The 15,396-nt window shown below is 61.7% G+C and carries 10 protein-coding genes; 4 read left to right on the top strand and 6 right to left on the bottom strand.

Going from position 1 to position 15,396, the window contains the following annotated elements:
• The first annotated feature begins 30 nt into the window (after positions 1 to 30).
• Positions 31 to 2,100 carry a PQQ-dependent dehydrogenase, methanol/ethanol family gene (locus tag GYH35_RS13065; RefSeq protein ID WP_202624286.1) on the top strand — a complete coding sequence of 690 codons (2,070 nt, stop codon included), beginning with the start codon at positions 31 to 33 and terminating at the stop codon, positions 2,098 to 2,100.
• Here the strand turns inward: GYH35_RS13065 and GYH35_RS13060 are convergent, their stop codons facing one another.
• The 3 genes from GYH35_RS13060 to GYH35_RS13050 all read right to left on the bottom strand — a co-directional run bounded on the left by GYH35_RS13060 (position 2,101) and on the right by GYH35_RS13050 (position 4,830).
• Positions 2,101 to 2,937, bottom strand: coding sequence for a hypothetical protein (locus tag GYH35_RS13060; protein WP_161828626.1), 837 nt, complete (start codon positions 2,935 to 2,937; stop codon positions 2,101 to 2,103).
• Positions 2,938 to 3,074: 137 nt separating this feature from the next.
• Entirely contained in the window at positions 3,075 to 3,962 is an 888-nt protein-coding gene (locus GYH35_RS13055; protein ID WP_161828625.1) for a creatininase family protein, read from the bottom strand.
• A 34-nt stretch (positions 3,963 to 3,996) separates the two neighbouring features.
• A complete protein-coding gene (locus tag GYH35_RS13050; RefSeq protein WP_161828624.1) occupies positions 3,997 to 4,830 on the bottom strand; it encodes a helix-turn-helix transcriptional regulator in 834 nt (277 codons plus the stop codon).
• A 131-nt stretch (positions 4,831 to 4,961) separates the two neighbouring features.
• Here GYH35_RS13050 and GYH35_RS13045 point away from each other — a divergent pair, with 131 nt between their 5' ends.
• A complete protein-coding gene (locus GYH35_RS13045; RefSeq protein ID WP_161828623.1) occupies positions 4,962 to 5,738 on the top strand; it encodes a DoxX family membrane protein in 777 nt (258 codons plus the stop codon).
• Positions 5,738 to 6,937 (top strand): FAD-dependent monooxygenase, encoded by a 1,200-nt coding sequence (locus GYH35_RS13040; RefSeq protein ID WP_161828622.1) that lies wholly within the window; start codon positions 5,738 to 5,740, stop codon positions 6,935 to 6,937. Before GYH35_RS13045 ends, GYH35_RS13040 begins: the two co-directional genes overlap by 1 nt.
• Here GYH35_RS13040 and GYH35_RS13035 read toward each other — a convergent pair.
• On the bottom strand, positions 6,918 to 8,903 hold the full coding sequence (locus GYH35_RS13035) for an alpha-L-arabinofuranosidase C-terminal domain-containing protein (protein ID WP_161828621.1): 1,986 nt from the start codon (positions 8,901 to 8,903) through the stop codon (positions 6,918 to 6,920). The genes GYH35_RS13040 and GYH35_RS13035 overlap by 20 nt on opposite strands.
• The gene (locus GYH35_RS13030) at positions 8,900 to 10,591 is read right to left on the bottom strand and encodes a GH39 family glycosyl hydrolase (RefSeq protein WP_161828620.1); all 1,692 of its coding nucleotides are present in this window, start codon (positions 10,589 to 10,591) and stop codon (positions 8,900 to 8,902) included. The genes GYH35_RS13035 and GYH35_RS13030 overlap by 4 nt, the downstream gene beginning before the upstream one ends.
• A gap of 151 nt (positions 10,592 to 10,742) precedes the next feature.
• On the opposite strand from GYH35_RS13030, the gene GYH35_RS13025 reads away from it, so the two are divergent.
• Positions 10,743 to 11,414, top strand: a complete 672-nt coding sequence (locus GYH35_RS13025) for a LamG domain-containing protein (RefSeq protein WP_161828619.1) — start codon at positions 10,743 to 10,745, stop codon at positions 11,412 to 11,414.
• A 14-nt stretch (positions 11,415 to 11,428) separates the two neighbouring features.
• On the opposite strand, the gene GYH35_RS13020 is transcribed toward GYH35_RS13025, so the two are convergent.
• On the bottom strand, positions 11,429 to 15,358 hold the full coding sequence (locus GYH35_RS13020) for a YDG domain-containing protein (protein WP_161828618.1): 3,930 nt from the start codon (positions 15,356 to 15,358) through the stop codon (positions 11,429 to 11,431).
• Between the last annotated feature and the right edge of the window lie 38 nt (positions 15,359 to 15,396).

Raw genomic sequence — 15,396 nt, 5'->3', positions numbered from 1 at the left:
TCTCATGGCGCCGATGCCATGGAAGCAAGTGTGAGCAACGTGAACAAATTCATTCATGCTGGCGCCGCAGCCGTCGCCTTTTGCCTGGCCCTGAGCGGATGTTCCGGCAACGCTCAGCAAGCGTCGACCGTCGACGGCGACTGGCCGAACTTCGGCCGAGATGGCAGCGAACAGCACTACAGCCCGCTGACTGAAATTACCGCGAAGAACGTCGACCAGTTGCGGCTCGCATGGCATTACGAGCTGGAGCCGGGTTTCACGGTATCCACACCGATTGCCGCCGAAGGAAAGGTGTTCACCACGACCGGCCACTCGCGCATCCGAGCGTTCGATGCAACCAACGGCAAGCTGCTGTGGGAGTACGACGCAAAGGTCCGCGAGATCGCGCAGTCCGCACTTCACATGAGCTGGGGCAACAAAGGCATCGCTTATTGGAACCAGCGCGTCTTCGTCGCCACCACCGATGGCCGCGTCCTCGCTTTGGATGCAAACAGCGGCAAGCCACTTTGGGAACAGCGCCAGTTCGAGCTCTCGGAGCTGCGTAATAGCAATGGCCCGCCGCGGGTATTCGATGGAAAAGTGATCGTGGGACACGGCGGCGCCGACATCAGTCCGATTCGCGGCTATGTCACAGCCTACGATGCGATGACGGGTAAGCTGGTCTGGCGCTTTCATACGGTCCCGGACGATCCCTCGAAGCCCGCCGAAAACAAAGCCGAAGAAATCATGCGTCCGACCTGGAAAGGCGACTGGTTCGGCAAAGGCGGCGGCGGCACTGCGTGGAACGCGTTCAGTTACGACGCCGAGCTCGATCTGCTCTACATCGGCGTCGGCAACGGCTATCCCTACAACCATCGGATGCGCAGCCCCGGCGGCGGCGACAACTTATTTCTCGCCTCCATCGTCGCGGTCAAAGCGGACACCGGCGACTACGTCTGGCATTACCAGGTCTGCCCCGCCGAACAATGGGACTGCACGGCCGTGCAGGACATGACGCTCGCCACGCTCAGCATCGAAGGCAAGCCACGCAAGGTGCTGATGCAGGCGCCGAAGAACGGCTTCTTTTATGTGCTGGATGCGGCCAGCGGAAAATTCATCTCGGCGGAAAAGTTCGCGAAGGCGACTTGGGCGGAACGAATCGACGCGACCACGGGCCGTCCAATCGAGAATCCCCGCATTCGTTATCAGGACCATAAAGATCTGTTCGAGATGTGGCCCGGCCCGCAGGGCGCGCACAGCTGGTTGCCCCAAGCGTTCAGTCCGCGCACCGGCTTCGTTTACATTCCCGTCATCGAGATGGGTGCGCTCATCGGCCCTCCCGCGCCCGGCGTCATGGACTTCACAGCCGGGATGGGCGTGACGATGATTCCCGATCCGGAGTTGCCCGGCAGCAGGCGCAGCGCTTTGCTGGCGTGGAATCCGTCGACGCAGCAGGCCGCCTGGAACATCGAGCTGCCAGGCGATTGGCCTGGCGGTGTGCTCGCCACGGCTGGCGATCTGGTATTCCAGGGACGCATCGATGGTCAGTTGGTTGCTTACGATGCCCAGACCGGCAGGCAAGTCTGGGCGTTCAAGACGCCCTCACCCATCGTTGCGACGCCTATTTCCTATTCGGTGAGCGGGCGGCAATACGTCACGGTGTTGACCGGCAGCGGATCCCAAGGCGGCGGTATCCTCGCGACCGGCAACGCTGCGTTCCGCACCGACTATCGATTGCCTCGCCATGTACTCACGTTCGCGATCGGCGGCACGGATCAACTGCCGGCCTTCGAGATGCCGCCACTCATTCCACCCGCCGATCCCGACTTCGCGTTCGACATGGAGCGCGTCAAACAAGGTGGCATGGCGTTCGCGCAGCATGCCTGCCTGGTGTGTCACGGGATGAATGCGATTGGCGGAGGCGCTGCTCCCGACTTGCGCTATTCCCCGATGATCGTCGATGCCGCTGCGTTCAAAGCCGTGGTGAAAGATGGCGCGCTGAAGCTCAACGGCATGCCGCCATCGCCGTACGCGACGGATGAGGATGTGGAATCCATTCGAACGTACTTGCGCGCGTTGGCGCAGCAAACAGCAGCTCAACAGGCCGTGAACCGCCGATAGCTAGAACGAGGTCGCAAAATACAGAGCCGGACCGCTCTGCTGAATCTGTGCCTTGCCACGCCAATCGTCGCTCGTGGACGAAACCTGGAAATTGATGTCGCGGAAACCCAAACCGATGCTGAAATGCCGCCAGGGCTGATAGATCACGTCCAGGCCGCTGCTGAACACCTTGCCGTCGATGTCGCCGGTGTCGAGCGAGAGCCGATCCACGCGCATGCTCAACAGCCAGCGATCGGTCAGCGCCATGCGCGCATACAGGGTCAGGAACGGCAGCGGCGCTGTCTGGCTGGCGAAATCAGATCCGAAATTTCTCGTCGACAGCCCCGCTTCCAGCTTGGCGACGTGCGCGCCGAGACCCACGCCGACTTCTTTATCCTTGGTGCGGAAGAACGAGTAGCCGACGCTGACTCTGAAGTCCTCGATGTTGAAGGTGCCCTTGGCGACCCCGTCTATCGGCACGTTCACATCGCCCCAGTCGACGACGCGCTGAACCTGTTTCTCATTGTCGCGGTCCAGCTTGAAATATTCGACTTCGAGCTGCCAGCGCTTGGTGAAGTGCCACCGCGCGTCGAACAGCCCGATGATGCTGTTCTCGTCCAGGCCCATATCGTCTTCGAAATCGATGAGCGCGCCGGCGCCGATCGCACCGCTGTTGAGATTTGCCGTGACGTTCGACTCGGCCCAAAGCGCGCCAGCACTCAGGTACCAGGCATCGGACAACACGGGATGATCGGGGATGCTTTCGCTGCCTTCCTCCGCAGCTGCGGAGCGCGCGAGCGATATGAGGCTGACTGCCATCACCATCGCCACTGCTCTGGTGAATATTTGAGCTCGCATGGCCATCTCTGTACGGTGCCCTCCAACAGGCTAGAGATGCTGCGTGTGCCCGCGAATCTGTAGAGCGGGCACCTGCGGGCGACCTCGCCCGTGCGACCGGCGAAGCAAGCGCGGCAAATGGTATCTGCAATGTCCTCCTATCGGCGCTCACTGACAGAAGCCGCAATCGCCTCGGCAAAGGCTGCGGCTTGCTGCTCCAATCGAAGCGCTCCACTTTTTGCATCGGCACTTGCCGGGTCGCCAAGATAGCCGAGCGGCGTCACGCGTTTGGCATCTTCATAGCCCCGGCGCCACGTCTCGACATCCTTCGGCGTCAGATCGGTCGGCTCGAGCGATTCGATCAGCTCTTTGCGCACGACATCGGGAGCTGCACTGAGCAGCATCGAGGTTTCGGCTTCGCCGGCGTGCAGATCGGGATGCTCCGGCGGCTTGCCTGCGGAAACATTGGCAATGAGAAATCCAGGATCGCCGGATTTGAGCCCGACGCGATCGGCAAGCGGCTTCGGTACGACGTAGTGAACTCTGGTGTCCATGCCATTGTTTGATGCGCGCACTGCTTCGATGATGGCGCGGCTGTGTGCGGCGTCGTAGTGACCGGTGATGCAATAGACCTGCTTGAAGCCCGCGGCGGTCAGGCTGCGAAACACATCTTTCATCAGCTCCGTCATCACCTCCGGGCGGATGTCGATCGATCCCGGAAACGCGCCGGTCACGCGATTCACGCCCCAGTAATACGGTGGCACGATCACGCTGGCGATCTTTCTGTCGGCCAGACGTTTCTGGATCTGCAACAGCTGCACCGACGGAATGTACACATCCGTTGCCAGCGGCAAATGCGGGCCGTGCTCTTCGATCGCGCCAATGGCCCACAAGGCGACCGCTCCGCTATCGATGGCTTTATCGAGCTCGACGTAGGTCATGTCCGCCAGCGTTCCGGCGAACACTGAAGGCGTCGAGCCGGCAAAAGCAACATTCGCGACCGCGAGTTGAATCACAGCGATACTTTTCGCGATTGTTCGGACCATCGTGCGCGCCTCGACATGAGATATCTCGAAGATACTATAGCGCGCGCATGCGAACAGCCGCGGCTCGACGCCAGGCACGAGGACTCATGCCGAATGCCTGCCGGAAAGCCGTGTTGAAATGAGAAATATCGTTGAAGCCGACATGCAAGGCGAGCTGAGTGATCGGCTCTCGCGTTTCGATCAGCCGATCCGCAGCAGCGCGCAATCGTATTCCTATCAGGTGCTGGCGAGGCGTCTCGTCGGTGAGAGATTGGAACACTCGAATGAAATGATAGCGACTGAGGTTTGCCGCCGCCGCCATCTGCTCGAGAGTGTGGGCTTCGGCATAGCGGAGCTGCAGATCCCGCACGACCTCACTTACACGTCGTCGCGCGCCCTGGTCTATTTCCGACCGATAACGCACAGCACGCGTTGTAAATGCCGCAGCCAGAAGTCTGATGACCGCTTCAGTCTGATCCGCCGGGCTCGCGGTGATTCGACGAATCAGCCCGTATATAGACAGCGTTGCGCGGCTGGGAGGCAGCACTTCCGAAGGAAAGCGTTCGTCGTCCAGGCCGCAGTCCGCGGTCACTTCGGCAACGAGCGTGGGATCCACGGCGATGACGGATCGGTGGACTCTCCTGGCGCCATGGATCCAGACCCTGAAATCCTCGGCTCCCGTTCCGAAGATCACTGCGCCTCTGCCCGCCGTAACGCGACCGCCTCGCGCGGCGTAGTCGAACTCACCATCGACGACAGCTCCGATGCTGTGGAAGGCATAACGTCTGTCGACCGCCCGATCGGCGCGCGCTCGGAAGAACGCCTCCCCTGCGCCATAGACTGGAGAGCGCGGCGAAAGTACAGGACCGTCGACTTCGACGCTGAACATAGGAAGCAATTCTCGCGACGCGCGGAGGTTGTGAGAACGACGATTCAACAGGCAACTTGCAGCAATATTCCCCAAGTCCGCGGCAGCAGCAACTGCGATGCTCAACGTCCCCTTGCCTGACAGGAGCCATCGTGCGCGCCGGACCCCTTAGTCGAATTGTGGACGACCCTTGGTTGGGCGCCAGGATGCTGGGTTTCTCAACGGTTTGCTTTGGAATCGCGTGCTTTCTACAGGGCGACTTCACCATCTTCTGGCAACCTTTTCCGGAAGGCATGCCGTTTCGCCAGCCGCTCGCCTTCCTCTCTTCGACTCTCCTGGTACTTTCCGGCGCGGGGTTGTTCTTTTCCCGCACGCGACGGATCGCTGCAATCACGCAGATTGTTTTGTTTCTCGCCTACGCTGCCTCCTGGCTGTCCGTCTTTCGCTCCGTACAGCCCTGGCTTGGGATCGCCGAACATCTGGCGACCGTTGCCGGCGCCGCCACTGTCTGGGCTCGGCTGTCGCCAGAAAGCGCCCGCCTTTGGCATTTCGGTCCAACGGTTGCTCGGATTGCTTACGGCTGCTGCTCGATCGTATTCGGACTCGCGCACGTGGTCGCTCTCGAAGGAACCATGAGCATGGTTCCGGCGTGGCTGCCGGGAGATGCGATGTTCTGGGCGCTCTTCACTGGCGCGGGCCACCTCGCAGTGGGCATAGCGCTGATCGTCGACCGGCTCGCGATTCTCGCCACGCGCCTGGGCAGTCTCATGTATCTGTGTTTCGCTGCATTCGCCTGGCTGCCCGGCGCGGTGACCCATCCGGATCAGTGGCTGCGTTGGGCCGGCACGGCAATCACGTTGGTCATGCTCTCAGCGCTGTGGCTGGTGGGCGATTATCTGCGTCTCTCCCGGCAAAGAAACGTTGAGTGATGAAGAAAGGAATCTCGGTAGCGATCGTCGGTGGCGGCATCGGCGGTCTCGCGGCGGCGTTATCGCTTTTGAGAGCCGGTGTCGATGCTCACGTTTATGAGCAGGCGCGAACGCTCGGCGAGGTGGGCGCGGGTATCCAGATCAGTCCCAACGCATCGCGCATCCTGCATCGACTGGGTCTTGCGGAGCAATTGACAGCGACCGGCGTGAAGCCAGTGGCCTTACATCAGCGACGTTGGGACGACGGCCGCACGTTGCTTCGAGCGCCGCTTGGAGAGCTCGTCGAGAAGACCTTCGGCGCTCCTTATTACCATCTGCATCGAGCGGATCTTCTCGATGCGCTCGCGAGCGCCCTGCCGTCGCAGAATCTGCACCTCGGCCATCGGCTCACGACATTGGTCGATCACGGCGATTCGACGGAAGCCACCTTCGAGAACGGCACTCGGATCGTGAGCGATGCAGTCGTCGGCGCCGACGGGATTCATTCGGTCGTGCGTCGCCTGGCGTTCGGCCCGGAGCACCCGAACTTCACTGGATGCGCGGCCTATCGCGGCTTGGTGCCGGCGGAGCGTCTGGCTCATCTGAACCTGGAAACCACCGCTCAAATCTGGATGGGGCCGGGCAAGCACTTCGTGCATTACTTCGTGCGCGGTCGCCGGCTGGTGAATTTTGTCGCCGTCGTCGAGCAAGACACGTGGACCCGAGAATCATGGACCGACCGCGGCGACGTGTCCGATGCGCTCGCTGCTTTCGAGGGTTGGCACCCGCAGCTGAGCGAGATTTTGCGAGCGAGCGACGAGACGTTCATTTGGGCCCTCTTCGATCGCAAGCCCATGGCGCGGTGGTCCGTCGGGCGCGTGACGTTGCTCGGCGATGCGTGTCACGCCATGCTGCCTTTCATGGGTCAAGGCGCCGCGCAATCCATCGAAGATGGCGCGACCTTGGCCGCATGCCTGGCGGCAATCAGCTCCGCGCAGGTCGACGAATCACTGAACCGGTACGAACGTTTACGACTGCCGCGAGCATCGCATCTCCAGAGCTTGTCCGAAGAGAACAAGCGTCGCTTCCATCTACCCGACGGCCCCGCCCAATCGGAGCGCGACGCGGTGATGGCCAGTGGCACGACCGATTGGTCGCTGCAGGCGATTGCATGGCTCTACGCGCATGACGCGGAGCTGCTCAGTGCGCCAGGCGAATGATCGTCAGCGAATTCGACGGAGCGGTGTAAGGAAACGACTTGTCAGCGACGCGGAGCGCCGTCGTAACGGGCTTGAGCACTTTGCCGTTGCGGTAGTCGTTGGTTTCGTCGGCGGTTCCTTTCAACACCGTCACCTGTGCGGTCGAGCGCGGTTGTTTGCCGCCCTGCAGGTCGAACGTCAGCGCGACCGGCTGCTCTTCTGCATTCACTATCTTCAAGATGAGATCGCCGCTGGCGCTGTCGCGAACGGTCGAAAGCGCGACGCGCTGATCGGCAGCCAGCCCAGTTACGGTGCTGTGCACGTATCGATCGCCGCCATTGGTCCCGAACAGCTTTTGCACCTCATAGCTCAACGTCGGGAACACCCCATCGCTGCCGTTGAAGTAGATGAGATTGGGCGTCCAGTCGAGCAAGTCTTCGCGACCGAGCAGTGGCGCGTACGATGCCATGCGCACGATATCGGCATTGCGTTCGAGACTCGTCAAATGCGCCGCTTCCGCCAGGGCGGCGCGCAGCGTGCTGCGACGGTCCTTTTCGTGCGCGGCATACTCACCGAGATAGACGTGGGACTTCGCGCGATCGTAACGATCGTAACGACTGAGGTTCTGCCAGAACCAATCGGGACTGACGTAGTAGTGTTCGTCGACCATCGGCAGGCGGAGCTGGTCGGCGATCTGCCAACCCTGCTCGAAATCGTCGCCTTCGGCGAACGGCCCCACCGTGCCGATCACGGTGATCTCCGGATGCTTCGCCTTCACCGCCGCGTAAATCATCTCGAAACGTTTCTTGAACAGGAATGTGATGCGGTCCTCGTTGCCCACGCCCAGATACTCGAGATTGAATGGCTCCGGATGACCGGCAGCCGCCCGGCGTGCGCCCCACTTCGAGGTCACGGGTCCATTGGCATACTCGATGAGATCCAGCACCTCCTGCACGTAATCGTCCATGGACTCCAGCGGCAGGCCACGCTGCCCGGTGCCGCCCTGGCGATCGGAGTTCTGACAACACACCCCGGCAGGAACGACCGGCACCGGCTTCGCGCCGACATCCTCGGCAAACTGGAAATATTCGTAAAAGCCGACGCCGACGGTTTGGTGATAGCCCCACAGATTGGCCTGCTGACGGCGCTGTTCGACCGGGCCGATGGTGTCTTTCCACCGGTACATGTTTCCTATGCCATTGCCATGCACGAGGCAGCCGCCGGGAAAACGAATGAACCTTGGCTTGAGATCGGCGATTGCCTGCGCAAGATCCGCACGCATTCCGTTGGAGCGTCCCCGGAATGTTTTCACTGGGAATAGCGAGACCTCATCGAGTGCAAGTGCGCCCAGTTCGGGGGCCACGAGCACGACGCGTGCTGCGCGATCCGTCCGCTCGGGTTGCAGCTTTGCGCTATATCGCTGCCACTCTCCCGGGCTGATTTCGAACCGGCTCTGCGCCAGCAACGTTCCGTCCGCGCTCTCCAATCGCACGCTCAGCGGCAAAGCGCCCTGCGATGGATTCTTCCAGCGCTCCCCAACATACAGCGAGCGGCCAAACAAGGAGACCTCGTACTGCTCGCCGGCTTGAACGAAGACGCCTTGAAATCCGGAATTGGCGAGCGCCATGCCTTCGGGAGCCGCAACCAATGTCTCGAGCACCGCGTAGTGCGGATTGTTTTCATGAACCGGCCACGCCTGCTCCACAACGACGTTTCCTTTCGCCGCGCCCCGCGGGGCGAGCGTCCAGAACGTCAGATTGTTCCAATCCGATTGTTCCGTGGCGGAAAACTCGAACGAACGATTCTGCACCAGTTCCCCATACAGGCCACCGTCGCCGGCATGATTCAGGTCTTCGAAGAACACCCCCATCAAATCCGGGCTGATGGCTTTCTCCCGAGCCAGATCGATTTGCACTCGAGCGGGCGCCGCGTGAGCCGTCCAGCACAGGCACGACACGAGCGCGATGAGCCATCGTCCAGCGATCATGATTGCGTCAGCTCCACCAGCACTACAGCCTGACGCGGCACATCCACATCGAGCGTGGCGCGTCCTGATTTCACGGATAACGGTTTGGCCTGAGTTGGCAGGAGTCGTGACGCCTGCTCGAGTTGCTGGTATTGGACTTCATTCGGCGACTGCGGCGAGCCCATCGCCTTCCAAGCCGAGAAGGCGTTCGCACGCTGCGGATCCACGTACCACAATGTAACGGTGCGATCGCCGCGGCCGAGACCGCTGAGATTCAGCGAGACTGTCGCGTCAGTGCCCGCGAGTTCGTCGTCGTGATAGTTCCATAGCAGCACCTGCACATTGCGCTCGGCACGAGTAGCGAGCACGCCGACATCGCTGGCTCCGCTCACTCCCTGATTCATGATCTCCTGCAATGACACTTGAGCACTGCTGTGCGCTTCGAGCTGCATGGGGCCGAGCTTGCTGAACAATCGGAATACATTGAGCACCGGCAGATCGATGCCATTGGTGGCGAGCTGACGATACCCTGCAAACCACGGCTGATTCTCGAACGTGAAGGACCACGAGAGCACGCCCTCCAGATTGACCTTGTGCTCCTTCGCCAGCTGCCAGATGCGTGCAAAGCTCGCGGCGGTGTAGCTGGAATACAGGGTTCCGTTGCGATATGCGTTCTGCGGACCCGGACAGGCGGCGCAGCCTTCGGGATCGCTTTCACCGATGACGATGGGCTTGCGGGCCAGCTCCGGCACGGCCGCAATCTTCCCGAAGCCGCCGGCGACATCCTTCAGGTGCGCAGCGATGCCCATGCGCACATGCCCATCGACGACCGTCGGCCTGCCCTTGGCGTGAAAGGAAAGAAAGTCCGTCGGCGTGCCGATCTCACCCGTGCTGTAATTTCGCCCGCGCGCCACGTGCGCCAGAAACCCATCCATGAATGCACCGCCCGGTCCTGCGACGTCTGGGCCGCCGACGCGAGCGGTGGGCAGCGCGCGGCGAATCGCAGCGACAGAGACGTCGTGCAAGCGATAGAAATCTTCGGGCGAGCCACGCCAGTAGGTCGGAAAGTTCGCCTCGTTCCACAGCTCGAAGTACCACTGCTCGACTTCGGCGCGTCCGTAGCGCTCGACGTTATGCAGCGTCCATTGATAAACGAGCTCGCCCCACTTCTCATAGCTCTTCGGCGGGTAGGCCCAGCCCGTGGTGATCAGGTCATATTTGAAGCCGGGCCGCCAGGCGTGCTGATAAGGCGTGCCCGGCGGTGCGCTGGACAACGCTTGCGGCATGAAGCCGATCTGCAAGTACGGCCGCACGCCGTTCGCTCGGTAGGCATCGATGATGCCGTCGACGATCGTCCAATCGTAAACCGGCTGGCCATCGGCCGTTTCGGTATACGCGTTGGTGCTGCCCCATTTGAACGCCGGCGTGCCGTCGCCCGTGTTCAACAGATTGTGCGCGCGGAAATAAACCTGCTGCGGCCGCAGTTCGCCCAACGCGCGCAAGAGCTTTCGACCATCTTTCATGGTCGCGTAGTTCGGCTCGTCCGCGCCGAAGAAGCGCCATACCGCGGGCAGCTCACCGACGGCTTGCGCCGTATTCACAGAGACCTGCACGTTCGATCGTTCGGATGGCGGCGACTGTGCGCTGGCAATTCCAGACAACGCAAGCGCGAGGCAGACCGTGAACGGCCGCCAGAATTGAATCTGCATTTCGATGTGGCGCCCTGCTACGTGCCGAGGATCGCCGGGCAATACTCAATGCCTCAACCGCGGTTGTCAACAGTTGTCTGAGTTATTCTAAAGAACGAGCAACTCACCTTGGCTCGACGACGTCGATGATGACGCAGATACTATCGGGCGCATGAAGCTGCTCGACCGACGAAATTTTCTGCAAGCCGGCGCCGCCGCGGCGCTGAGTCTGCATCAACCTATCGCATTCTGCTCACCACGCTCGGAAGTATGGACCTTCGATAATCTGCAGCGGATCGGCGCTCGACCCGTCACGCTGGAAGGACAACCCAAGCTGGTCCCGAGTCCGTGGGGCAATGCGGTGGCTTTCGACGGCCAGCATGACGCGTTGTTTATCGACCATCATCCGCTGGCGGGCGCCACTACCTTCACCTTCGAGGCTGTGTTCCGCCCGGACGGTGGCGCATTCGAGCAGCGCTGGTTTCACTTGCAGTCGAATGAAGGCAGCACCAGGATCATGTTCGAAATCCGTGTGGTGCGAGACGAGTGGTATCTCGACGCCTTCATGCTCGGGCCCGGATACAACAAGGCGCTCGTGGCGACGGAGAAACGTTTTCCGACCGGCCGGTGGTATCACGTCGCGCAGACTTACGATGGAGCGAGGTATCGCTCTTACGTGAACGCGGAACTGCAAACGGAGGCCTCGATGCCGTTCCAGGCTCAGGGCGCCGGCCGCACCTCCATCGGGACGCGAATCAACCGGGCGAGTTACTTCAACGGCGCTGTGCGCGAAGCGCGCTTCGCGCACGCACCGTTGAGCGTTTCGGAGTTCTCATTGCCATGAGAGCGGACACAGCGTTATTCCACCCCGTGCGGCAGGCGGATACCGTGATTGATCAGCAGTTGATCGTGCGCAGGTGAGAACTGCACTCGATCGCTGCCCCGCATTTCCGGCGAGATGCCGTCGAGCGTGAGGGGCAGCGTCGGAGCAGGAACAGGCTCGGGGTTCGGGCCGCCTGCGGGAGTGATATCGGCCATGGTCTGCGCGCTGGTGTTCCAGACGTAGTTGCCGGCGTCGGCGCCACTCGCGGTGATGTCGATGACCTCGATCGATTTATCGCTGCCGGCTTCGCCATCCGAGAACTGCGCGCTGCCATAAGCAAGCGTGAGGTTGTCGCCTGCAATTCGATTGTCGCTCAGAGACACACTGGCCGCAGTCGTTCCGTTATAAACCCGGTCCTGGCCTGATGCAGAGACGAGCAGCGCACGCGGCGTGATGTCGGCAGTCAAGCTGACGGGTTGAACGAGAATGTAATTGTCGGCGTCGGCGCCGCTCAGTCCCATTGCCGTGCTCACCGACTTATCGGCGCCAACGTGCTTATCGCCGAAGCTCCCGGCGGTTGCATTCGTCAATGCCACCGCGTCAACGCCGACAACGCCCGCGAGCGCAGCGCCGCTGATAGTAGCGTCGGCCGTACCGTCGTATACCCGATCCTGCGCTGCCGCGCCCGTGACAGTGAGCGTGGCGCGACTGATATCGGCGCTCAAGCTCACCGGTTGAACGAGGATGTAGTTATCGGCGTCCGCGCCGCTCAGCCCCATCGCCGTGCTGATCGCCTTGTCGATTGCAACGTTCTTGTCGCCAAAGCTTCCGATCGTTGCATTCGTGAGCGCCACGGCATCCGAACCCAACACGCCATCGAGGGTAGCCCCGCTGATCGTGGCGTCGGTCGTGCCGTCATAGACGCGATCCTGCGCTGTCGCACCCGTGACGGTCAGCGTTGCGCGCCCGATGTCCGCTGTGGTGGCGGCAGTCGTATTCCAGGTGTAATTGCCCGCATCGGCGCCTGAAACACCGATCGACGCGACGTCGATGTTCTTGTCGTCGCCGGCATTTCTGTCATCGAACGCGGCGCTATACGTAAACGTCAGATCGTCGCCGGCGACCCGGTTATCGGTGAACGTCACGGTCGCATCGGTCGTGCCGTCGTAGATGCGATCCACGCCGAGCGCATCGATCGTGAGTGCGCGTGGAGTGATTGTCAGCGAGCTCGCGACGTACTCGATGTCATATCCCTGCTGGCCGGAATACTGGCCCGTGCCCACAATCGAGTACGTGCCGACGTTGCGTGCACCCTGCGCTGTGCCTCCGTAATTGAAGCTCCCGAGCAGGTCATTCGCATCCTCGCCCATGCGGAAACCGCTGTAGGCCACGGCGCTGCCGCCGCTCCAGTGGGTCCCATCATAGACTCTGGAAGTATTGCCGACGGTAACCGTCAGCGGCGTGAGGAAGTTGCGCAGTAGCGGAGCCGTCTGGCCTTCGTAAATGCGCCACGCGGCGCTGCTGCCGCCCGCGCCGGAAATATTCCAACCAGAAAATGTCGACTGCTGCATCATTTGGGCAGTCGTCACGCCAACGCCCAATCCGGAGCCGGGGTTGATCCGCTGGCCAACGCCAACATACGTACCGGAACGCTGCACATCCCAGAACGCGTTGGTGAGGGTGCCGCTGCTCACCCCGATGAGTCCACCGACAAGCGAAGTGCCGGTCACGGCGCCGGTGGCGTAGGCCTGGTCGATGGACCCGAAGTCCATCAGGTACCCAGCAAGACCGCCGACGAACGAAGCACCGCTCACGGCGCCGGTCGCGTAGCTTTGGACGATCGACTGGGTGAAGATGGGACTTCCGCCGATGAGTCCAACCAGTCCACCGAGGTAGTCCGTTCCGCTCACCGCTCCGGTGGCGTAACTGCGCTGAACCGTTCCATTCGCCATGTCGCCGATCAACCCGCCGGCGCGTCTGCCTCCGAACACATTGCCGGTGCTGTAACTCGAATCGACGGAACCATAGCTGGTCCCGATCAGGCCGCCGATGGCTTGAGTACCGGTCACCGTGGCGTTGGCTGAACTACGCTCGACCGCCCCATAGTACATGCCGATCAGACCGCCCACCGCCGCCGCGCCGTTGACCGTGCCGCTCGCGTGGCTGTTCGTGATCGTGGTTGTTGAATTCCACGCGTACCCCAGCAGCATGCCGACAGAGTTGCCGCCGGTCACGCTGCCATCGACCAAAACGACATTGCGAATCGTCGCATTCTCCGTCGCTCCGAACAGACCGACCTGATCGCTCCCAGGCCGGTTGATGAACAGGTTGTTGATGGAGTGATTCAGCCCGTCGAAGTTGCCGCTGAACTCGGAAGAGGTGGTGCCGATCGGCACGAAGCCCAGGCCCCCGTTCCAGCCCGCGGTGAGAGACGCGTCGATATCACGTCCGAGGGCATAGGCGCCGTGGAGATTTGTGCTCATGTCCTGCAGCTGGCTGAGATTATTCACCAGCATCCAGGCGGTGTATGTGCCGCTGATCTTCGCCGAGAAGTCAGTCGGCGCGGCGAAACTCCCCGGGTTGTAGTACAGATCCGCGCGGCCGCCGACCATGGTGAGCTGGCCAGCACCGCCGAACACCACGCTGCCAGTGCCGGCAGCGTCCTTATCCGCACGCAGCACGAGGTTGCCGTTCGCGCTGTTAGTGATGGCTGCGTTGATCCAGATATTGCGCTCGGCACGCAGCGTCAGCGTCGTGTTCGTGCTCCAGCTGAGCGAATTGTTCACGAAGATGTCCCCGGGGCCCACGCCGGTGTCTATGGTTTCGAGCACGACGTTGCTGCTGGCGAGCTGGGCGGTGAGCGTCGCGGGAGTGATGTCCCCGCCGCTGTTGGCGATGATGAAGTCGGTCGGGTCGATGAGCCACGTGCCGGTCGCTCCGATCGATGCAGCCGTCGTGATATGGACGTTGTCATCGATGTTGACCGTGTGGCCGGACGTGTCGATGTAGCCGCCATTGCCGCCATTCGGAGCGGACGCATCGAGCGTACCGGCGACATTCACTGTGCCGCCGTTGAAACCGCCGAGCAGCTTGATCACACCGCCTTCGCGTTCAACCGTATGCGCTTCGATAATGCCGGTGTTGTTCACAACCGTATCTAACACCGCGTCTGCGGCACGGGCGCTCATCAGCACTTGACCGCCATCGGCCTGGATCAACTGCTGATTGTCGGCCAGCGCGCCGAGCGCGCCTTCGTCAACCGTGAGATTCAAGAGCGAGTCGCCGGCGAAGTCGAGCGTGATGCGCTCGCCTGCTCCCAGCGCCACGGTACCAAGACGCGCGCGAATCACACCTTGGTTGGACACCTGCCCGCCGAGCAGCGCGATGTAGCCGCCGTCGTGTGCGTTGATCGCGCCGTGATTGACGATGCGAGCGCCGTTCGCACCACTGAAGGTGTACTTGCCGCTGAGAAAATCTTCATCGCTCAAGTTCAACGTCGAGGCCACCAGGCCGCCCACGTTGACTTGAGCATTGTTTCCAAACAGCACGCCATTCGGATTGATGAGCCACACCTGCCCGTTCGCGTTGAGCTGCCCCAGGATCTCGGAGGGGTCGCTGCTCACCACGCGATTCAACGCCATCGATGCAGCGTTCGGCTGCGTGAAGTTCACGACGTTGTCTTTGCCGATGTCGAACCCCTGCCAATCGATGACCAGGTTCTGACTGTTCTGTGTGACGTTCAGTGTGCTGCCGGACTGCGCGATCGAGCCGGCGCCGGAGGTGATTTCACCGCCGATCGGCAACTCTGCAGACGCATTCGCAGCCAGCAACACGTTGCTCAACGCGAGGACCGTCAGTGCACGACGCGACGCGCGCGTGCGCTTGCCGCGTGAACGCGTCAGCTCCGAAGCGACGCTCCAGCTGCCCAGGCCAGCATTCCAGATCAGCCGATAAATATGGTTCATCGATAAATCCTTGCATCGAGCAGGCGCGCGACGCGTTC

Source organism: Steroidobacter agaridevorans, from assembly GCF_009932555.1.
Taxonomy (GTDB): Bacteria; Pseudomonadota; Gammaproteobacteria; order Steroidobacterales; family Steroidobacteraceae; genus Steroidobacter; species Steroidobacter agaridevorans.
The sequence above is the reverse complement of the archived record's forward strand: the minus strand, read 5'-3'. Positions and strand labels throughout refer to the sequence as shown.

Excerpts from the sequence above, each read along its gene's own strand:
- GYH35_RS13040 (WP_161828622.1), top strand. The coding sequence starts at position 5,738 with ATGAAGAAAGGAATCTCGGTAGCGATCGTCGGTGGCGGCATCGGCGGT.
- GYH35_RS13030 (WP_161828620.1), bottom strand. The coding sequence starts at position 10,591 with ATGCAGATTCAATTCTGGCGGCCGTTCACGGTCTGCCTCGCGCTTGCG.
- GYH35_RS13050 (WP_161828624.1), bottom strand. The coding sequence starts at position 4,830 with ATGTTCAGCGTCGAAGTCGACGGTCCTGTACTTTCGCCGCGCTCTCCA.
- GYH35_RS13060 (WP_161828626.1), bottom strand. The coding sequence starts at position 2,937 with ATGCGAGCTCAAATATTCACCAGAGCAGTGGCGATGGTGATGGCAGTC.
- GYH35_RS13055 (WP_161828625.1), bottom strand. The coding sequence starts at position 3,962 with ATGGTCCGAACAATCGCGAAAAGTATCGCTGTGATTCAACTCGCGGTC.
- GYH35_RS13025 (WP_161828619.1), top strand. The coding sequence starts at position 10,743 with ATGAAGCTGCTCGACCGACGAAATTTTCTGCAAGCCGGCGCCGCCGCG.
- GYH35_RS13020 (WP_161828618.1), bottom strand. The coding sequence starts at position 15,358 with ATGAACCATATTTATCGGCTGATCTGGAATGCTGGCCTGGGCAGCTGG.
- GYH35_RS13035 (WP_161828621.1), bottom strand. The coding sequence starts at position 8,903 with ATGATCGCTGGACGATGGCTCATCGCGCTCGTGTCGTGCCTGTGCTGG.